Raw genomic sequence first — 21,106 nt, 5'->3', positions numbered from 1 at the left:
GATGTCTGAACAACGATTTCCCTTAACGTACTTTGGGGCCATTTTTTCTCCAACAAAAGTCTATGCATGGCGTAAAAAATTAAATCGCTGGCAGCAAGTGTTCGTCTATGTTTTCTTGATGTCCTTGCTGATGATCCCGTTGACCTTAATGATCAGCAAGCAAACGGATCAAGCCTTTGCGGCATTTTTTCCCCATGCAAAAACACTCGTGACGGCAGAAACGGCAGCAAAATACAATGAGTTGCAGCTGGAAGATGGCAAACTTTTAGCGGATGAGTCACAAGTCTTTTCCCAAACAGAAGCGGGGATCATAGGCGTTGCGCTTTCAGAAGCGGCTCTTGAAAAAGCAAAATACGCCATCAATTTTCGGGAAACAGAATGGACCATCAAAGAAGAAATCGATGGACAAACTTATCACTATGAAATGCGTTACACGGCGGAAATGGCACCTGATCAAGTAGATGATGCGGCTTCGTTTCAAAAAGCAATCGAAGACGGCTTCTATCGCAACAACGAGACAGCGATTTTCTTCAGTCAGACGATCACAGTGGCATTTTTATTGGTGGCAATGAATAGTATTCTAGTCATAGGCGCAGCGTTTTTCCTCTGGTTGACGAAAAAATCACGACTATCGACAATCGGCAGCTTCAAAGAAAGTACGAACGTGATTTTAAATGCACTGGGGGCAGGCTCTCTCGTTGCGATGTTGGCAGGATTTATTGGCGCTGATATCGTCTTGATGATCGGGATTCAGTCTTTAGGCATGCTACTGATGCTCTTCTTAGCTTTCTTAAAAACCCGTTTTAAAACGGCATAATTTGCAAACCTTCGCAACAAGACGTTTGGGCGTGTGCTGGACTTTCAGCGCCGATCAATGGCTTGTTGCGTGTTTTTTTTCCCGCGTTTCTTTAAAATCTGTGAAAAAAGGTTAAGAATCCGTTTATCACGCAAGATTGATGCGATAGTTCTATCGAAAAATATTTCATTTATGGTGAACTAGTGCTAAAATAGTTAGGAGAGTTTCCAGCTAGGATAATGCAGAAGTAAAAGGAGAATTATTAAGGTATGGCCAATTTTTTTAGAAAATTAATCGAAAACGACAAAAAAGAATTAAAACGTCTTGACCATATTGCGAATCAAGTTGAATCACATGCGGATGAAATGGCCGCTTTATCTGATGAACAATTACGCGGGAAAACCGATGAATTTCGTCGTCGTTTCCAAGAGGGAGAGACTTTGGATAAATTATTACCTGAAGCCTTTGCAGTAGTACGTGAAGCTGCAAAACGCGTTTTGGGCCTTTATCCTTACCACGTCCAATTAATGGGTGGGATCGTCTTGCATGATGGGAATATCCCAGAGATGCGTACGGGTGAAGGGAAAACCTTGACGGCGACATTACCTGTTTATTTGAATGCTTTGAGCGGTCAAGGTGTCCACGTCGTAACTGTCAATGAATACTTGGCAACTCGTGACTCGACTGAGATGGGGGAGCTGTACAACTTTTTAGGGTTGACGGTCGGCTTGAACATCAACTCAAAATCAGCAGAAGAAAAACGTGCGGCATATGCTTGTGATATCACTTATAGTACAAACAATGAATTAGGGTTTGACTATTTGCGGGACAACATGGTGGTTTACCGTCATCAAATGGTACAGCGTCCATTAAACTATGCCATCGTCGATGAGGTCGATTCGATCTTGATCGATGAAGCGAGAACACCGTTGATCATTTCAGGACAAGCAGAAAAATCAACTGCGCTATACAATCGGGTCGACAATTTTGTCAAACGCTTGACGGAAGAAGAAGACTACAAAATCGATATCCAATCAAAAACGATCGGTTTGACAGAACGTGGGATCGAAAAAGCGGAAGAGACCTTCGGCTTAGAAAACTTGTATGATATTGAAAACACGGCATTGACCCATCACTTGGATCAAGCACTACGAGCGAATTACATTATGATTCGCGATATCGATTATGTCGTGCAAGATGGGAAAGTAATGATCGTTGACCAATTTACAGGTCGGATCATGGATGGTCGCCGATATTCTGATGGGCTCCATCAAGCGATCGAAGCGAAAGAAAGTGTCGAAATCGAAGATGAAACCAAAACGATGGCGACGATCACATTCCAGAACTACTTCCGGATGTACAAAAAACTGTCTGGGATGACTGGTACAGCAAAAACGGAAGAAGAAGAGTTTCGAGAAATCTATAACATGCAAGTCATTCAGATTCCAACGAACAAACCAATCTTACGGGATGATCGTGCGGACTTGCTTTATCCAACGCTTACGAGCAAATTCCAAGCAGTCGTTCAAGACATCAAAGAGCGTCACCGCAAAGGACAACCCGTGCTTGTAGGGACGGTCGCTGTTGAGACTTCTGAATTACTGTCATCAATGCTTGATCGTGAGAAAGTTCCTCATGAAGTATTGAATGCCAAGAATCACTTTAAAGAAGCAGAAATCATTTTGAATGCGGGACAAAAAGGTGCTGTAACGATCGCGACCAATATGGCTGGTCGGGGAACGGATATCAAGTTAGGTCTTGGTGTTGCAGAACTAGGCGGCTTGGCAGTTATCGGTACTGAGCGTCATGAATCCCGACGGATCGATAATCAGTTGCGGGGACGTGCGGGACGTCAAGGAGATCCAGGGATGTCGCAATTTTACTTGTCGTTAGAAGATGATTTAATGAAGCGTTTTGGTTCTGAACGAATCAAAGTGTTCTTGGATCGGATGAAGATCGATGAAGGCGACGCCGTGATCCAAAGCAAGATGCTTTCAAAACAAGTAGAATCTGCCCAACGACGAGTGGAAGGCAATAACTACGATACTCGGAAAAACGTCTTGCAATACGATGACGTGATGCGAGAACAGCGGGAAGTTATTTACGGACAACGTCAAGAAGTGATCATGGAAGAAACGGATCTTTCACCACAATTAATGAATATGGTGAAACGTTCCATCAGCCGAGTCGTCGACAGTCATACGCAATTAGAAGAAAGCAATTGGAACTACGAAGGAATCGTTGATTTTGCGGCGAATGCACTTGTTCATGAAGATACTATCAGTATCGAGGACATCAAGGGCAAATCAGCTCAAGAGATCAAAGACTACCTAAACCAACGGGCAGAAGAAGTCTTTGAACAAAAGAAAGCACAACTTAATAGTCCAGAACAATTACTGGAATTTGAAAAAGTCGTCATCTTACGAGTTGTCGATACGAAGTGGACCGACCACATCGATGCTATGGATCAGCTGCGTCAATCGGTTGGGTTACGGGCTTATGGACAAAACAATCCATTAGTTGAGTACCAAACAGAAGGATTCAATATGTTTGAGAACATGGTTGGAGCGATCGAATATGAAGTAACTCGTCTCTTTATGAAGGCAGAGATTCGTCAAAACGTTCAACGGGAACAAGTTGCTCAAGGGGAAGCACAAGGGGTAGAAGAAGCACCTGCTGCCCAAGCACCAAGTTTCAAAAACGTTGGTCGTAACGATCCTTGTCCATGCGGCAGCGGGAAAAAATTCAAGAATTGCCACGGGAAAAATATGTAACACGTTTTGAAAAAGTTGAGAGTAGGCTGGCAGACGTTTTTGTCCAGTCTACTTTCGTTTGTAAGAAAAAAAGAAAGAAGGAATTTTAATGGAAATCGCAGATATTCGGAATCAATTGACCCAGATGAATGAAAAAATAATCAGTTTTAGGGGGTCTCTTTGACTTAGATCAGTTAGAAGAGGACATTGCGGAAGCGGAACACCAAATGGCAGATCCCACCTTTTGGGATGACTCAGAAAAAGCTCAACAAGTCATTAACGCAAACAATGCCAACAAAGAGACCTACGATCAGTTCAATCAGTTAGCAGAAGAATTGGAAGAGCTGGAAGTGATGTTGGAAATGATTCAAGAAGAAGCAGACCCAGAAATGGAAGCAGAACTTGAAGCACGGATCACGAAGCTAAACGAGAAAATGGCGTCTTATGAATTGTCGATGCTGTTAGATGAACCCTATGATCGAAATAACGCCATCATCGAGCTTCATCCTGGTGCAGGCGGTACCGAATCACAAGACTGGGGCAGCATGCTGTTACGGATGTATACTCGTTTTTGCGAACAACACGGGTATCAAGTAGAGACCCTCGACTATCAAGCTGGTGATGAAGCGGGGATCAAAAGTGTCACTTTACTTGTAAAAGGCCACAACGCCTATGGGTATTTGAAATCGGAAAAAGGCGTTCATCGTTTAGTTCGGATCTCACCTTTTGATTCAGCCAAGAGACGGCACACGTCATTTTGCTCGGTGGATGTGATGCCAGAATTAGATGGGGCGATCGATGTGGAAATCAACTCAGATGATTTGAAAATCGATACGTACCGCGCAAGTGGTGCGGGTGGACAGCACATCAACAAAACCGAATCTGCTGTGCGGATCACCCATATTCCAACAGGAACGGTCGTTGCTAGCCAAGCCCAGCGCTCACAATTGAAAAACCGTGAGCAAGCGATGGGGATGTTGAAAGCCAAGCTGTATCAATTAGAAGTGGAAAAGAAAGAGCAAGAGGCAGCAGCTTTGCGAGGCGAGCAGTTAGAAATTGGTTGGGGCTCGCAAATCCGTTCTTATGTCTTCCATCCCTATTCGATGGTCAAAGATCACCGAACGAATTTCGAAACTGGGAATGTACAGGCGGTCATGGATGGCGATTTGGATGGCTTTATCGACGCGTATTTGAAGCTGAAACTGAATCAAAAATAACCTTGTGTGACTTAAACAGATTGAAACATAATTGTAATCTGTTGCAAGCAAGGTGAAATATATTCATGCTATAATAAGCCAGAATGAAAATTTGAGATGGAGAGATAGCTGTATGATAGAAATGAAAGATATAATGAAAAAGTACTCTAATGGTACGACTGCTATCCGTAACCTTTCGATTTCAATTGATCAAGGAGAGTTTGTTTATGTCGTGGGCCCATCGGGTGCCGGTAAATCAACCTTTATCAAATTGATGTATCGGGAAGAAAAAGCAACTAAAGGCGTTTTGAATGTCGCAGGATATGATTTGGTCGGCATGAAAAACCGCGAGATCCCATTGATGCGTCGGGAAATCGGCGTGGTCTTTCAGGATTATAAACTTTTACCACGGAAAACGGTCTTTGAAAATGTTGCTTATGCAATGCAAGTTATCGGCCGCAAACCTCGTGATATCAAAAAACGGGTGATGGAAGTGTTAGACTTGGTCGGCCTGAAACATAAGGTGCGGGTATTTCCAAGTGAGCTTTCCGGTGGGGAACAACAGCGGGTGTCGATCGCTCGTGCCATCGTAAATACGCCGAAAGTATTGATTGCGGATGAACCAACGGGGAATCTAGATCCTGAAAACTCATGGGAAATCATGAAGCTGCTTGATCGGATCAATGCCCAAGGAACAACGGTCGTTATGGCGACCCATAATAGTACGATCGTAAATACGATTCGTCATCGCGTGATCGCGATTGAAAATGGCCGCATTATTCGCGACCAAGCGGAAGGAGAATATGGTTACGATGATTAGAACATTTTTCCGTCATCTCCTGGAGAGTATCAAAAGTTTAAAGCGTAACGGCTGGATGACTATTGCGTCATTGAGTGCGGTAACGATCACACTGACATTAGTCGGTATTTTTCTAGGTGTAATCTTAAATGCAACAAAACTAGCCGAAGACATTCGCGAGAATGTGGACGTTTCGGTTTTCGTTGATATTGGTACGGAACAAGAAGACATGGATGCTTTGGAACAGTCTTTAAATGATCTGCCGAACGTTTCAGAAGTGAAATTTTCTAGCCGAGACGAAGAATTGCAGAAGATCCAAGATGCAATGGGGGATTCATGGAACTTGTTCGAAGGCGACAGCAATCCGCTGTATAACGTGTTTGTCGTCAGTGCAACAGATCCAGAGTATACGACAGAGATCGCTGAGCAAGCTGGCGAATTGCCAAATGTTTTCAAAGCCGATTACGGCGGAGATTCTTCTGACCGAATCTTTGAATTGTCTGCTGCTGTGCGGACTTGGGGCTTAGCTGCTGCTGTCTTATTGATTTTTGTGGCAATGTTCCTGATCTCTAATACGATTCGGATCACGATTTTGTCTCGTCAAAGAGAAATTCAGATCATGCGTCTGGTGGGGGCGAAAAACGGCTACATTCGTTGGCCATTCTTCCTTGAAGGCGGCTGGATCGGACTCTTAGGTTCGATCGTTCCGATTGCATTAATGTACTTCGGCTACCACCAAGTTTATGCAATGGTCAATCCATCCTTACTGCGTTCAAATTACAGTTTAATTGCACCAAATATGTTTCTATTACAAGTTTGCGGTGTAATGGCGCTGATTGGGATCGTGATCGGTTCACTTGGTTCCGTCTTATCAATGCGCCGTTTCTTAAAATTCTAAACCGATGTTTTTTTAGTCGATCGTCAAGATCGGCTTTTTTTGTTTCATCACAGTGTTTCTTTACTTTAGGTACTATTTTTTGATATGCTTTAGTAGCGGGAAATCGGGGAAGAGGTGGAGAAATGGTTGTAATGGATAATTTGGTGACCATTTTATTTATAGTCAATATTTTGTTATCAATCATTATCATTTTCAGAGAAAGGCGGCAGACTGCTCAAACGTGGGCCTGGCTTTTGGTCTTGATGTTCATTCCAATCGTTGGCTTTGTGCTTTACTTTTTCTTTGGTAGAGGGATCTCTAAGGAAAAGATCTTTGATATGCGCTCACAGGCAAAGGTGGGGCTGAATGTTGAATTAGAAGAACAAAAACAAGCCCTCGCTCGTCAGCTGTTTCCGCATCCGCCGACCGCGCAGGTAGAAGTGCAGCAGCTGGTCTACCTGTTGACAGTCTTTGGGCAATCCCTGTATACGACAGCGAATAGTATGACGCTTTATACCGACGGACGGCAGAAATTTGATGCCTTGATCGCGGATATCGAACAGGCAAAAAATCACATTCATATGGAATATTACATTTATCGCAGTGATACATTGGGAAATGAAGTCAAAGAGGCACTGGTGCGCGCGGCGAAGCGGGGCGTAAAAGTAAGAGTCTTATTAGATGCTTGGGGCAGCACCCAAGTATCATTGAAGTTTTTTGATGAGTTGCGTCTACATGGCGGTCAAATTGCCTTCTTCTTTCCTTTATTCGTTCCTTATGTCAATCCGCGAATCAATTATCGAAATCATCGGAAAATCGTGGTGATCGATGGAGAAATTGGCTATACAGGCGGTTTTAATGTGGGAGATGAATATCTAGGGCAAGTGGAAAAATTCGGTTATTGGCGAGACAATCACTTGCGAATTGCCGGTTCAGCTGTCTATTCGCTGCAAAATCGGTTTTTGATGGATTGGAATTCACAACATGCGTTGGAGATCAAATATGATCCTTCCTTGTTTCCTGAAATCAAACAAGTCGGGACAGTTGCAGCCCAAGTCATTACGAGTGGTCCTGATACGGAACATGAAGAAATCAAAATGACCTATCTGAAAATGATCAACTTAGCCAAAAAGGAAATCTTGATCCAAACACCTTATTATATTCCGGATGAAGCCATTCACAATGCCTTGAAGTTGGCACTGCTTTCTGGGGTGAAAGTCCATATACAAATCCCTAACAAACCGGATCATCCCTTGGTATATTGGGCGACCTATTCCTTTGCGGCTGAGCTGCTGCATTTTGGGGCAGTCATCGAAACTTATGAGAAAGGGTTTATGCATGCAAAAACGATGATCATTGACAGTGGGCTCGTTTCGATTGGTTCAGCAAATATCGATGTTCGTTCGTTTCGTTTAGACTTTGAGGTCAATACGATCATCTATGATGCACAACTCGCGACGCAAACGAAAGAAGCGTTTCTGGCGGATTCGATCGATTCTAAGCACTTAACGATCGAAGCGTATCAGCAAAGAAAGCTGACGATCAAAATCAAAGAAGGCTTGGCACGCCTTGTGTCACCCTTGCTGTAAAAAAAGTGCCCTTTTCCAAAAGATGGAAGCCATCATTTTGGAAAAGGGCACTTTTTTAATAGGATTAACCCATAATACTTGTGTATGCTGCTAAGAAAATCGAGCCAACAGTGAGAATAAGCATGGTCCAGATCACGACTTGCGTGATTTTTGCAAAGGTACTTTTTGGTTTTTTCTCGTTCATTCTAATCCACCTTTTAGAGTTATTCTAGTGACAGTTTACCCTCAAATACACAAGAACTCAAGTTGAACCAAGGAGAAATTAAGAAATTTTCAATTTCAGGACAAAAAAATCATTAGAATGGCAAGATAGACTTGTTGAAGATACGCCCTTCTGTTTTAATAGGTAAAGAAATGCATTCTTCAAGACTTTCAAAAGTCAGCTGGTGAACAAAGAGGCTCCTTAAAAAATTTCATGACTGTCTTATTCCAGCTCAGATTTTTAAAAGAACTGAAACACGGATGTAAAGAAAATAAAGTATAGTGACACTAGTTGTTAGAAAGGATTTTGCTGTATGTCTGGATTTAATCCAATCGTTTTGTTTTGGTATATCTTCCCTGTGCTCGTCTATTTCGCCTGTCGGTTCATTGTTTCCGCGTTGTCCTTGAATGATCGTTACCACGTGAAGGCACCGGATTTAGCAGTACCGTTTTTGTTGGTCGGGATTCATCAATTATCAAAGTATACTTTTGATCAAGCGATCACATTGTACTATTTGATCTCCATTTTTTTATTAGGGATTCTGCTGGCAGTTTTTCAGGCATATTACTATGAGGAGATCCAATATGGTCGCTATTTAAAGATGTATTGGCGTAGTATTTTTCTATTTACGATCATTTTTCATGTCGTTTTGATCATTCTAAATATTGTTAGTTACTTATAGTGTTTTGACTCTTGATAAACGCCCATTTTTTCACTTAAAGTTTTTTTAAAAACTTTAAGTAGTCGGTTTTCCTCTTTTTCCTCATTTGGTAAAGAAAAGTCAAACAACTTCCCTTTCAAATTTCATATAATTTGTGGTAGAAAGTGGGGGATTGTGGTAGACTGTGAATATCAGGTGGAGATCGGGGGTTATTTATCGATGTTTATGGGTGAATTTCAACATTCGATAGATGCAAAAGGCCGACTAATCGTCCCTTCAAAACTACGAGAAAAACTCGGAGAAAAATTTGTTGTGACACGTGGATTAGATGGCTGTTTATTTGGCTACCCCTTATCTGAATGGGAAAAACTTGAAGAAAAACTAAACGAAATGCCTTTAGCGAAAAAGGACGCTCGGACATTTGTCCGCTTCTTTTATTCTGCTGCAACAGAGTGCGAAATCGATAAACAAGGACGAATCAATATCCCTGTTACATTGAGAAATCATGCAGACCTTACCAAAAGCTGTGTGATCATCGGCGTTTCAAACCGAATCGAGATTTGGGATGAAACGCGTTGGCAAGCATTCTCTGAAGAAGCAGAAGAAAACTTTGATGAAATTGCTGAAACAATGATTGATTTTGGCTTATAGGCTTGATAGGAAGAGGAAAAAACACATGGCAGATTTTCAACACTACACCGTTATGCTACAGGAGACCGTTGATGGGTTAAAGATTCGTCCAGAAGGCGTCTATGTCGATTGTACATTAGGTGGAGCCGGTCATAGTGAATATTTATTGTCGCAACTGTCTGAAGAGGGACATCTCTTTGCTTTTGATCAAGACCAAACTGCTATCGATCATGCGAAAGAACGTTTAGCACCATATGTTGCTAAAGGAATGGTTACGTTCATTAAAAGTAATTTCCGCTATTTAAAGGAAGCATTGCATCAACACGGTGTGAGCCGAGTCGATGGGATTTTGTACGATTTAGGTGTTTCCTCACCCCAATTAGATGAAGCCGAACGCGGCTTTAGCTACCACCAAGATGCACCGCTGGATATGCGGATGGATCAAACTGCAGCATTGACTGCCTATGAAGTAGTCAATCAATTCGACTACCACCAATTAGTCAAAATCTTCTTCCGATATGGAGAAGAAAAATTCTCGAAACAAATCGCTCGTGAAATCGAGCGGGTGCGACAAGATCATCCAATCGAAACAACGGGTGAGTTGGTCGATATCATCAAAACAGCCATTCCGGCGCCAGCAAGAAGAAAAGGCGGACACCCTGCAAAACGGGTTTTCCAAGCCATTCGCATTGCAGTCAATGATGAGCTAGGTGTGATTGAAGAATCACTTGAACAAGCGATTCATCTTTTAGCAGTCAACGGACGTGTGAGTGTCATCACCTTTCACTCTTTAGAAGATCGCATCGTGAAATCGATGTTCAAGGAATACAGCACACCGAAGGATATGCCGCCAGGTTTGCCGATGATACCAGAAGAATTCCAACCAACACTTAAACTTATAACAAGAAAACCACTACTTCCAACTGAGGAAGAAGTAGCTGAAAATAATCGTTCTCGCAGTGCGAAACTGCGAATCGCGGAAAAAATCAAGGAAAGCGAAGGGTAACAACTATGGCAGAACTAAAAGTTCATGACTATGAATTCAGAGAACCACTTGAATCACAACCTATGGAACACTCTGAACCGACAACTGAAAAACTGCCTACTGATCCCCAGCGTCCTGAGGTCATCCGCGTACCAGCATCTCCGGCTCGTCGGTTAAAAAGCATTTCTACTCTGGAAAAACTGATCGCTGCCTTTGTGATCATCTCTGTATTGACGTTGGCGATCTTGACCATCAATATTCGAACCAATATCAGTCAAGTCGAACACGATATTTCTTTGATCCAATCGGATATCAATGAAAAAACAACACAAGCAGAACAGTTGGAACAAGAGAAAAATGAACTTTCTAAAACCGAGCGCATCCAAAAGATTGCTGAGGATAATGGATTGTCGATCGATGACGGCAATTTAAGGAAAGTGGACTAAATGAAGTTAACAGATAAATTCAAGCAATACTTAAAAAAGAACAATCAAACTACAACGAACAATCGCAAAAAAGTAGGTATTATTCTCTTTGCTACGAGTATTGGATTGTTCTTTTTGTTTGTCACGCGTTTGAGCTACATCGTCATTGTCGGAGATGTCGCTGGGACTTCCTTAGCTGAAAAAACGAAAAATCTTTATGAAGGCAGTGAAGTCATCAAAGCGAAACGTGGAACGATCTATGACCGCAATGGGATTCCAATTGCTGAAGATGTGACTTCCTATTCAATTTACGCTGTTTTGAACCAAAATTACAAAGATGGCAAAAAGAATCTTTTTGCAGAAAAAGCAAACTTCAATAAATTGGGCAAAATCTTGTCGGATGTATTGTCCATCGACCAAGAAACAGCAGTCAATACATTAGAAGAAGGGCTTGAGCAACAATTATGGCGTGTTTCTTTTGGAAGCAAAGGGAACAATATTACATTAGAACAAAAGAATGCGATTGAAGATGCAATGGAAAAAGAAGGGATTGCTGGCTTTCATTTTGACAGTCATCCAGCTCGTCTTTATCCGAATGGTGTCTTTTCTTCTCACTTTATCGGGTATGCTGTTGCCAATGATGACGATACTGGTCTAGTTGGGAAAACGGGACTAGAAGCTGCGTACAATGACGTGCTTTCTGGGACCGATGGCGAGATCGTTTATCAAAAAGATAACAATCAAAATCCGTTGCCAGGAACCGTAGCCGAAACTGTTGCAGCGGTGGATGGAAAAGACGTCTATACGACCATCGATAGTCGAATCCAAAGCTACTTGGAAACGCTGATGGACAGTGTCTTTAAAGAAAACAAACCAGAAAACTTAACAGCGAACTTGATGGATGCAAAAACGGGTGAGATCGTGGCGATGGCGCAGCGGCCAACCTATAATCCAGAAAATTTGGATTCCATCAATGATTGGCAAAACCTATTAGTTGAGGACAACTACGAGCCAGGATCAACCATGAAGATCTTGACGACGGCAGCAGCGATCGATCAAGGGATCTTTAATGAAAACGAAACTTTTACCCCAAGCCCTGATGGAATGAAACTTTATGATGCAACCATCAACGACTGGGACTTCGGTCAAAAAGGAACACTGACGATGCGCCAAGCACTTTCATGGTCGAGTAATATTGGAATGGTGACCTTGGAACAGCGAATGGCAGATCGTTGGCAGCAATACTTAAAAGAATTTGGTTTTGGTCGCAGTACCTATTCAGGATTGCCTAACGAAAATACTGGGATCACACCAGAGGATAACCCTGTCAGCCAAGCGATGACGTCATTTGGTCAAGCGATTGGTGTGACGAATTTCCAAATGATGCAGGCCTTTACGTCGGTGGCAAATAACGGAACGATGTTGAAACCACAATTTATTAGTAAAATCGTTGATGGCAATACAGGAGAAGAAACGGTCACACAACCAGAAGAAGTTGGCCATCCCATCACAGCAGAAGCGGCAACAAAAGTACGGGAATATATGCGTGATGTTGTCGAAAGTGAAAATTACGGAAGTGCTTATGGTGTCTATGAACTACCGGGCTACAATATTTCCGCGAAAACGGGGACAGCCCAAGTAGCCGATCCAACGACCGGTAAGTATTTGTCTGGGGGTACCAATTATCTGTATTCTGTTGTTTTGATGTTTCCTTCAGAAGAACCTGAATATATTTTGTATTTGACGATCAAATTGCCAGAGAAGCACGAAAGCACCGTGTTGGGTGAAATTGCCAATCCATTGATGAAACGAGTCATGGATCTGAAAAATTCTGCATTAGAAGATAGTACAACCTCAGGTAGTGAAACGACTGTAGGGGATTATCGTAATCTTGATACAGAATCAGCGGCAACTGACGTTCAAAAATCTGGGTTGACCCCTGTTGTCATCGGTGATGGCGAGAAGGTCATCGCACAGTCCGTTGACAGTGGCACTTCGATCATGCCTGGCGGACGAGTACTGCTGATTACGGATAGCGACAAGTATTACATGCCTGATACGACCTCCTGGTCCAAAGCAGATTTGATCAAATTTGGCAGTCTGTTGAATGTGGACATCAGTTTTGAAGGGGACGGCTATTGTACCAAACAGAGCGTGGAGCCTTATACTGAGTTATCGGGACAATCGATCAAGTTTACACTAAGCGAAAACGAATAGAATAATAGGAGAGAACGATATGGAATGGACAGAGATGATATTACCTTTGGCAAGTGGCTTTGCGATCGTAACAGCCGCAATGCCTTTGTTTATCGGCTATTTTCAAATGAAGAAATACGGACAGGAAATACGTGGTGACGGCCCTAAATGGCATAACGTAAAGGCTGGTACACCAACGATGGGTGGGTTTGTATTTTTGATTTCTGCAATGATCACTGCAATTTGGGTAGGGGCATGGCAAAATCAACTGACTGCTTCATTGTTCATTCTTTTGTTCATTACCTTGGTTTATGGTGCATTAGGATTTCTTGACGATTTCATCAAGATTTTCCGCAAAAGAAATATGGGCTTAAACTCGCTGCAAAAATTGATTGGACAAATTTTAGGTGGACTCGTCTTTTACTTTGTTTTTCGAGCGGAAGGCAATGCAGACGTGTTAAATTTCTTTGGGATCGATGTGCCACTGTCGATCTTTTACGGATTGTTCGTCATCTTTTGGCTGGTCGGTTTTTCAAATGCAGTCAACTTGACCGACGGTATCGATGGTCTGGTCGCAGGACTGGGCACGATTTCTTTTTCAACTTACGCACTGATTGCTTGGCGGCAAGATCAAATCGATGTATTGATCGTTTGTCTAGCAATCATTGGCGGATTGATCGGCTTCTTTCCGTACAATCGCAAACCGGCTAAAATTTTTATGGGGGATGTCGGCTCACTGGCTTTAGGCGGTCTGCTGGCAGCAATTTCGATTCTTTTACACCAAGAATGGACCCTCTTGCTTGTCGGACTGGTCTATGTTTGTGAAACAGCAAGCGTGATGCTGCAAGTTGCCTCATTCAAATTAACGGGCAAACGAATCTTCAAGATGTCACCCATCCACCATCATTTTGAAATGAGCGGATGGTCTGAGTGGAAGATCGACACTGTTTTTTGGTGTATTGCGTTAGGTTGCTCGTTGCTCACAATAGCCCTTGTATGGTAGGAGATGAAGAAAATGAAAAAAATTAAAACATATCAAAATAAAAAAGTTCTTGTGCTAGGATTAGCGCGTAGTGGATTCAGTGCGGCCAAATTGTTACATGATTTGGGCGCACTTGTGACCGTTAATGACGGCAAGCCATTTGCTGAAAATCCCGAAGCACAAGATCTTTTGGCGTTAGGGGTCAAAGTGATCACTGGCAGCCACCCAATCGAATTATTGGATGAAGGCTTTTCGTTAGTTGTGAAAAATCCAGGAATCCCTTATTCACAGCCCCTTGTTCAAAAAGCTTTAGAGAAAAAAATTCCTGTAATCACGGAAGTGGAGCTAGCGTATCAAATCTCTGAGGCTCCGATTATCGGCATTACTGGTACGAACGGAAAAACCACCACAACGACCATGATCGCCAATGTCTTAAACGCAGGGATGCAAAAAGGGCAGGCACTGCTTTCTGGGAACATTGGGTTTCCTGCAAGTTCCGTTGCTCAAACGGCCAAAGCGGAAGACCGATTAGTCATGGAATTGTCTAGCTTCCAATTGATGGGGATCGATACTTTGCGACCAAAAATCGCCGTGATCACCAATATTTATGAAGCCCATATCGATTACCATGGCAGTCGTCCAGAGTATGTCCTAGCAAAGTGGCGGTTGCAACAGCGAATGACTGCAGATGATTATTTGGTGATCAACTGGAACCAGCCAGAACTAGAAGCACTGTCGGCAAAATCAAAAGCGCAAATCATTCCTTTTTCCACCAAGGAAAAAGTAGCAGGCGCGTACATGCTTGACGGTATCCTCTATTATAAAGAAGAAGTGATTATGGCAGCTGATGAACTTGGCGTGCCAGGAGATCATAATATTGAAAATGCATTAGCAGCGATTGCTGTCGGTAAACTTTGCGATATGCCAAACGAAGCCATTAAGCAAGCGTTACAAACCTTTACAGGCGTGCCCCATCGGACTCAGTATGTCACCACCATCAATCAGGTGAAATTTTTCAATGACTCCAAAGCAACAAACATTCTAGCCACAGAAATGGCATTAGGCGGCTTTGACAATGAGAAACTGATTTTATTGGCAGGTGGTCTGGATCGGGGGAACAGCTTTGATGACTTAGTTCCCGCACTAAAAGGGCTAAAAGCCATCGTGTTGTTTGGTGAAACAAAGGAAAAATTAGCCGCTGCTGCTCAAGCAGCAGGGGTAAAAACAATTGAAATGACAGACAATGTTGAAACAGCCGTCCCATTAGCCTTTTCTTTAAGTGCTGCTGGAGATACGATTTTATTGTCACCTGCGAATGCAAGTTGGGATCAATACCCTAATTTTGAAGTTCGCGGCGACAAATTTATGGCGGCCGTAGCAGAACTTAAATAGAAATGAGTGACGGATATGAAAATACTTGTGACTGGCGGCGGTACTGGCGGACATATTTATCCAGCGTTGTCTTTTGTCGATTATGTAAAAGAGATTGACCCGACAGCCGAATTTTTATACATTGGTGCAACAAGGGGCTTGGAAAATAAAATCGTCCCTCCAACAGGTATTCCTTTTAAAACATTAGAAATCCAAGGCTTTAAGCGTAAGTTGTCCTTCGATAATGTAAAAACGATCCAACTTTTCATGAAAAGTTATTACGCAGCCAAAAAAATCATCAAGGAGTTTCAACCGGATGTGGTGATCGGGACCGGCGGCTACGTTTCTGGCGCGGTGGTCTTTGCTGCAGCGAAGTTGAAAATTCCTACAATTATTCATGAACAAAATAGTGTTCCCGGGATCACGAATAAATTTCTAACCAAATATGTGGACAAAATCGCCATTGCCTTTCGCGATGCGTCCCAGTACTTTCCAGCGAAGAAAACGGTGCTGGTGGGGAATCCCAGAGGTCAAGAAGTACGCAACAGTCAAAAGTCAGCGATCTTGTCTTCCTACGATTTAAATCCGGCGAAAAAGACGGTCTTGGTTTTTGGTGGGAGTCAAGGAGCACTGAAAATCAATCAAGCGATCATTGATGCGCTGCCGCTGTTTGCTCAAAAAGAGTATCAGCTTCTCTATGCGTCAGGTGAACGGTATTACAAAGAGATCGAAGAAAAAATCGGCATGTCAAAAGATGCCTTTCCTAATATCAGTATTCGCCCTTACATTGATCAGATGGCGGAAGTGATGGCAAATAGTGATTTGTTGATTGGACGAGCAGGAGCCACATCGATCGCAGAATTCACTGCATTAGGGATTCCAGCGATTTTGATTCCTAGTCCTTATGTGACCAATGACCACCAAACGAAGAACGCCCAAAGTTTAGCCAATGCAGGAGCAGTCAAAATGATTGCCGATCATGAACTAAACAGTCAAAACCTCGTGGAAGCAGTAGACAGTATCATGCAAGATGAAGCCCTTCGTAGTAAGATGGCAAAAGCCTCAAAAGAACAAGGGATCAGCGATGCCTCAGAACGATTATTTCGACTTGTGCAAGAGGTAATCAAATAGTACAATGTGTGGGATAGAAAGGAGCGATTATCATTAGTAAAGACAAAACACCTCATGATGATCAAACCCCCTCGTCAACGGAAGAGTTGACCCCTTGGCAAAAAGAAAATCTAAAGTATTTGCAAGAAAAAGGCAATCAGCCAGCTTGGTCTTCTCCTGCTCCTGAAGAAACAGAAGATACGTCCAAAGACCATGAAGACGAGCAAGAAGAAACATTTTTTGAAGCAGATGAAGCAATGGAAGAGTCTGTTGATGAGAAGGAAGCATTGCCAGAGCCAGAAAATAAGGCCCGCTCCTTTGCTGATCGGCTGCCTAACCTAAAGGCGTACCGCAACCAAGTGTTGATTCGCCGTTTAGCCTTGATTATTGGATTGTTGATGATTCCTTTATTGATTGTTTTGTATTTCGTTTCGCCCCTTAGTCGTTTGGCGAATGTGGTCGTCAAAGGCAATCATGAAGTATCCGCAGAAGCAATTCTCGAAAATTCGGATCTAACCGTCAATGAAGAGATGTGGCCGCAATTTTTCGAACGTAATCAAAGCGTGTCTGCCATCAAAAAAGAATTGCCACGTATAAAAAATGCCTCAATTTCTCTATCTGGTATCAATCGCTTCGATATCACTGTCACTGAATTTCAAGAAGTTGCTTTACTAGCCCAAGATGGTGGCTATGCGCCGGTTTTAGAAAATGGCGTTGTGTTAGATGAAATCAGTGAGCAGCCAGTGGAAGGATTGCCGGTTTTAGAAAATTTTTCGGCTGAAGATAAAATCAAAGCAACACTTAGTGCCTATCAAGAATTAAGTTCAGAAATTCGCGATGGCGTTTCTCAAATCAAATATACCCCCCGTGACAGCAATGATGAGCTGCTGACTCTCTTTATGAATGATGGCAATCAAGTGATCGTCAACATTTCGAATATGGTGAGTCAAATGCAGTATTATCCGCAAATTGCCAAAGATTTGACCGAGGACAGTATTGTGGATATGGAAGTTGGAATCTTTACTTACCCAATTTCAAATACACAAGAAGACGATGCAGACGAAAATCAAACAGCTGATAGTGATTCTTAGGAAAAATTCAAGAGTTTTTTTCATTAACTTGTTTCTAAAAAGCGCCATTATATGGTAGAATTGGTAACAGTGAACAAATTATTCGAATGAACTCTAAAAACGGACTGTGATGGTTCGCTATATATCCAATTTAAGTAGGAGGGAACCCCATCCATGGCAAAAACGGGAATGTATGTTGGCCTTGATATCGGTACGACATCTGTAAAAGTTGTAGTAGCCGAATACGTTGACAGCCAAATGAATATCATTGGTGTAGGTAATGCAAAATCAGAAGGAATCAACCGTGGGATCATTGTAGATATCGATAAAACGGTACAAGCCATTCAAAGAGCAGTAAGACAAGCAGAAGAAAAAGCAGGAATTCAAATTCGCAGTGTAAGTGTTGGTGTACCAGCCAATCTTCTTGAAGTGGAAAATTGTCAAGGAATGATCGCTGTCAATAGTGAATCAAAAGAGATCACCGACGAAGACGTGCGTAATGTTGCCTCCGCAGCACTCGTTCGTTCTACCCCTCCTGAAAGACAGATCATTGCTATTTTACCGCAGGAATTTACCGTTGATGGTTTTGAAGGAATCAAAGATCCTCGTGGCATGATCGGGGTTCGCCTAGAAATGTTTGGTGTTGTGTATACAGGACCAAAAACCATCATTCACAACATTCGCAAATGTGTTGAAAAATCTGGTCTGATTGTTAATGAAGTAGTCATTACGCCATTAGCACTAACGGAATCGATTTTATCAGACGGTGAAAAAGATTTTGGTACGATCGTCATCGACATTGGTGGCGGCCAAACAACCACAGCAGCGATGCACGACAAGCAATTGAAATTCACCCATGTGAACCAAGAGGGCGGCGAATTTGTCACAAAAGACATTTCGACGGTTTTAAATACCTCTTTCAACAATGCAGAAGCATTGAAGATCAATTATGGGGATGCGTATCCTGAACGCACTTCAGCCAGCGAAGAATTTCCGGTTGATGTGATCGGAAAATCAGAACCAGTGAAAATCGATGAACGCTATTTATCAGAAATCATTGAAGCCCGTATGGAACAAATCTTCACCAAATCAAAAGAAGTCCTAGACGAAATCGATGGACTTGATTTACCGGGTGGCGTAATCTTGACTGGTGGCGCTGCAAGTCTTCCTGGTGTCGTAGATCTTGCTCAAGAAGTATTCGAAACAAACGTCAAGCTTTACGTTCCTAATCATATGGGACTTAGAAATCCTGTTTTCACGAATGTGATCAGTATCGTTGACTATTCGGCAAACTTAAGCGAAGTGTACCAGCTTGCCAAAAGTGCGATCACTGGTGAAAAAACAGTGGCGCAACAGCCCGTTGCTATTCAACAACAAGAAGTGCATTATGAACAATATGAAGCGCCAGAAGAAACTTATGAAGAAGCAGAAGAAGAGAAAAAAGGTGAGTCGATCACAAACCGAGTAAAAGATTTCTTCTCAAATATCTTTGAATAATCTAAAACGATTCTCAGGAGGAAGATAAATTATGGAATTTTCAATTGATAATAACATCAATGACGGCGCTGTGATCAAAGTCATCGGAGTCGGTGGCGGTGGCGGCAACGCAGTTAATCGTATGATCGAAGAAAATGTCAAGGGCGTAGAATTTATTGCAGCCAACACTGACGTTCAAGCGTTAAAAAACTCAAAAGCAGAAACAGTCATTCAATTAGGCCCTAAATATACCCGCGGACTTGGTGCTGGCTCTCAACCAGAAGTTGGTCAAAAAGCAGCGGAAGAAAGTGAAGATTCTATTCGCGAATCATTAGAAGGCGCAGACATGATTTTCATTACCGCTGGTATGGGTGGCGGAACCGGAACAGGTGCTGCACCGATCGTAGCGAAAATCGCTAAAGAAATCGGCGCGTTGACAGTCGGTGTCGTTACTCGTCCGTTTACATTTGAAGGACCAAAACGTGGCCGTTTTGCGGCTGAAGGCATCGCTAAATTAAAAGAGAATGTCGATACCTTATTGATCATCTCAAACAACCGTTTATTAGAAGTTGTTGACAAGAAAACGCCAATGCTTGAAGCATTCCGTGAAGCAGACAATGTCTTGCGTCAAGGGGTTCAAGGGATCTCAGACTTGATCACTGCACCTGGCTATGTCAACTTAGACTTCGCTGATGTGAAAACAGTAATGGAAAATCAAGGCACAGCCTTGATGGGAATCGGTGTTGCTAGCGGGGAAGAACGTGTGATCGAAGCAACGAAAAAAGCGATCTCTTCACCATTACTAGAAACGTCGATCGATGGCGCAGAACAAGTGCTATTGAACATCACTGGCGGATTGGATATGACTTTATTTGAAGCACAAGATGCTTCTGATATCGTCGCTCATGCGGCAACAGGCGACGTAAACATTATCTTAGGTACATCAATCAATGAAGACTTAGGCGATGAGATCCGTGTGACTGTCATTGCAACCGGCATTGACCCTTCAAAAAAAGAACGGGGTTCTCGCTCTAGCAGACAAAGCCAAGGTCAAATTCATTCTATCCCTCAAAAACCAACATTAGATATGGATCAAGCACGCCCAGCGCAAGCAGAAGAAAGCAATGGCTTTGGTGATTGGGATATCCGCAAAGAACAAAATGTACGACCTAAAGTAGAAGAAAACACATTTGAAAATGTAGAAAAGAAAGAATTCGATACCTTCAGCCGTGATGAAGTACGTTCGAATGATGACGACGAATTAAGCACACCACCATTTTTCCGTCGTAAACGCTAGGGGGCAGAGCACATGATTTCTGAGAACTTGCACAAGATTCAGCAAGAGATACAGGATTCCTGTGCTCTTGTTTCTAGAAATGCCAATGATGTCTGTTTGACAGCTGTGACAAAATCCGTCGATACAGAAACAACAAGAGTCCTTTTAGAAAATGGTGTGCGGGATTGTGCAGAAAATCGAGTAGAAAAACTACTTGAAAAGAAGGCAGCACTAAAGGATTATCCAGATGTCCGTTGGCATTTTATTGGCAATTTGCAACGCAGAAAGGTAAAATCAATTATAAATGAGATTGATTTTTTCCATGCGTTAGATTCAATCAAACTGGCACAAGAAATTCAAAAACGAGCAGAGCATCCGATCAACTGCTTTGTGGAAGTGAATGTTTCGCAGGAAGCAACGAAACAAGGGATTTTTGTTGAAGAGGTAATGGCTTTTATTGAAGCACTTGCTTCGTTCGACAAAATTCGTGTTGTTGGATTGATGACGATGGCCCCGCTCACTGCTTCCAAAGACGAGCAGCATCAGATTTTTAAAGAATTAAAAAGGATTCAACAACAGATCGCTGACCTGCATCTTACACATGCCCCTTGCTTAGAAACGAGTATGGGAATGAGTAATGATTTTCCCATTGCGATTCAAGAAGGTGCAACATTTATTCGTGTAGGAACAGCATTATTTCAATAAAAAAGGA

General features: G+C 42.5%; 18 protein-coding genes and 2 pseudogenes. 19 read left to right on the top strand and 1 reads right to left on the bottom strand.

All coding sequences use genetic code 11. The annotated features are described in order from the left end of the window. Position 1: 1 nt before the first annotated feature. From IGI73_RS11760 to cls, 7 genes and pseudogenes are all read left to right on the top strand, one after another. On the top strand, positions 2-817 hold the full coding sequence (locus IGI73_RS11760; protein WP_428206578.1) for a DUF1189 family protein: 816 nt from the start codon (positions 2-4) through the stop codon (positions 815-817). A 248-nt stretch (positions 818-1,065) separates the two neighbouring features. Then, a pseudogene (secA, locus tag IGI73_RS11755) lies at positions 1,066-3,450 on the top strand (preprotein translocase subunit SecA); the annotation flags it as partial. A 45-nt stretch (positions 3,451-3,495) separates the two neighbouring features. After that, positions 3,496-3,570: pseudogene (locus tag IGI73_RS11750) on the top strand (SEC-C metal-binding domain-containing protein); the annotation flags it as partial. Between the two features lie 88 nt (positions 3,571-3,658). Then, positions 3,659-4,766, top strand: a protein-coding gene (gene prfB / locus IGI73_RS11745; protein ID WP_100214389.1) for a peptide chain release factor 2 whose coding sequence is annotated in 2 segments (ribosomal slippage) — positions 3,659-3,730 and positions 3,732-4,766 — 1,107 coding nt in all. Because the reading frame shifts where the segments join, the coding sequence is not laid out codon by codon here. A gap of 112 nt (positions 4,767-4,878) precedes the next feature. Then, positions 4,879-5,565: a cell division ATP-binding protein FtsE gene (ftsE, locus tag IGI73_RS11740; protein ID WP_005228783.1), complete on the top strand. Its 687-nt coding sequence runs from the start codon at positions 4,879-4,881 to the stop codon at positions 5,563-5,565. After that, on the top strand, positions 5,558-6,442 hold the full coding sequence (gene ftsX / locus IGI73_RS11735; RefSeq protein ID WP_010749773.1) for a permease-like cell division protein FtsX: 885 nt from the start codon (positions 5,558-5,560) through the stop codon (positions 6,440-6,442). The genes ftsE and ftsX overlap by 8 nt, the downstream gene beginning before the upstream one ends. A gap of 122 nt (positions 6,443-6,564) precedes the next feature. Further along, positions 6,565-8,010, top strand: a complete 1,446-nt coding sequence (gene cls / locus IGI73_RS11730) for a cardiolipin synthase (RefSeq protein WP_005228785.1) — start codon at positions 6,565-6,567, stop codon at positions 8,008-8,010. Between the two features lie 64 nt (positions 8,011-8,074). On the opposite strand, the gene IGI73_RS11725 is transcribed toward cls, so the two are convergent. Next, entirely contained in the window at positions 8,075-8,194 is a 120-nt protein-coding gene (locus IGI73_RS11725; protein ID WP_005237290.1) for a DUF4044 domain-containing protein, read from the bottom strand. Positions 8,195-8,525: 331 nt separating this feature from the next. Here IGI73_RS11725 and IGI73_RS11720 point away from each other — a divergent pair, with 331 nt between their 5' ends. The 12 genes from IGI73_RS11720 (at position 8,526) to IGI73_RS11665 (ending at position 21,099) form a co-directional block, all read left to right on the top strand. After that, the gene (locus tag IGI73_RS11720) at positions 8,526-8,894 is read left to right on the top strand and encodes a DUF3397 domain-containing protein (RefSeq protein ID WP_428206576.1); all 369 of its coding nucleotides are present in this window, start codon (positions 8,526-8,528) and stop codon (positions 8,892-8,894) included. A gap of 198 nt (positions 8,895-9,092) precedes the next feature. After that, on the top strand, positions 9,093-9,524 hold the full coding sequence (mraZ, locus tag IGI73_RS11715) for a division/cell wall cluster transcriptional repressor MraZ (protein WP_005228792.1): 432 nt from the start codon (positions 9,093-9,095) through the stop codon (positions 9,522-9,524). 25 nt (positions 9,525-9,549) lie between these two features. Then, entirely contained in the window at positions 9,550-10,509 is a 960-nt protein-coding gene (rsmH, locus tag IGI73_RS11710; RefSeq protein WP_005228794.1) for a 16S rRNA (cytosine(1402)-N(4))-methyltransferase RsmH, read from the top strand. Between the two features lie 5 nt (positions 10,510-10,514). Then, positions 10,515-10,934: a cell division protein FtsL gene (gene ftsL / locus IGI73_RS11705; RefSeq protein WP_005228796.1), complete on the top strand. Its 420-nt coding sequence runs from the start codon at positions 10,515-10,517 to the stop codon at positions 10,932-10,934. Then, positions 10,935-13,130, top strand: coding sequence for a penicillin-binding transpeptidase domain-containing protein (locus tag IGI73_RS11700; protein WP_428206573.1), 2,196 nt, complete (start codon positions 10,935-10,937; stop codon positions 13,128-13,130). 19 nt (positions 13,131-13,149) lie between these two features. Further along, positions 13,150-14,112 carry a phospho-N-acetylmuramoyl-pentapeptide-transferase gene (gene mraY, locus IGI73_RS11695; RefSeq protein ID WP_428206572.1) on the top strand — a complete coding sequence of 321 codons (963 nt, stop codon included), beginning with the start codon at positions 13,150-13,152 and terminating at the stop codon, positions 14,110-14,112. A gap of 12 nt (positions 14,113-14,124) precedes the next feature. Then, positions 14,125-15,483, top strand: coding sequence for a UDP-N-acetylmuramoyl-L-alanine--D-glutamate ligase (gene murD, locus IGI73_RS11690; RefSeq protein ID WP_128431585.1), 1,359 nt, complete (start codon positions 14,125-14,127; stop codon positions 15,481-15,483). Between the two features lie 15 nt (positions 15,484-15,498). Continuing rightward, a complete protein-coding gene (murG, locus tag IGI73_RS11685; protein WP_225000553.1) occupies positions 15,499-16,593 on the top strand; it encodes an undecaprenyldiphospho-muramoylpentapeptide beta-N-acetylglucosaminyltransferase in 1,095 nt (364 codons plus the stop codon). 86 nt (positions 16,594-16,679) lie between these two features. Continuing rightward, the gene (locus tag IGI73_RS11680) at positions 16,680-17,663 is read left to right on the top strand and encodes a cell division protein FtsQ/DivIB (protein WP_081116377.1); all 984 of its coding nucleotides are present in this window, start codon (positions 16,680-16,682) and stop codon (positions 17,661-17,663) included. A gap of 153 nt (positions 17,664-17,816) precedes the next feature. Next, positions 17,817-19,139 carry a cell division protein FtsA gene (gene ftsA / locus IGI73_RS11675; protein ID WP_005228814.1) on the top strand — a complete coding sequence of 441 codons (1,323 nt, stop codon included), beginning with the start codon at positions 17,817-17,819 and terminating at the stop codon, positions 19,137-19,139. A gap of 31 nt (positions 19,140-19,170) precedes the next feature. Continuing rightward, complete coding sequence (ftsZ, locus tag IGI73_RS11670) at positions 19,171-20,415, top strand: cell division protein FtsZ (RefSeq protein ID WP_005228816.1); 1,245 nt, start codon at positions 19,171-19,173, stop codon at positions 20,413-20,415. 12 nt (positions 20,416-20,427) lie between these two features. Continuing rightward, entirely contained in the window at positions 20,428-21,099 is a 672-nt protein-coding gene (locus IGI73_RS11665) for a YggS family pyridoxal phosphate-dependent enzyme (protein ID WP_074536072.1), read from the top strand. Positions 21,100-21,106 lie beyond the last annotated feature (7 nt).

The organism is Enterococcus sp. DIV0755f (genome assembly GCF_051713725.1).
Classification (GTDB): domain Bacteria; phylum Bacillota; class Bacilli; order Lactobacillales; family Enterococcaceae; genus Enterococcus_D; species Enterococcus_D casseliflavus.
The sequence above is the reverse complement of the archived record's forward strand: the minus strand, read 5'-3'. Positions and strand labels throughout refer to the sequence as shown.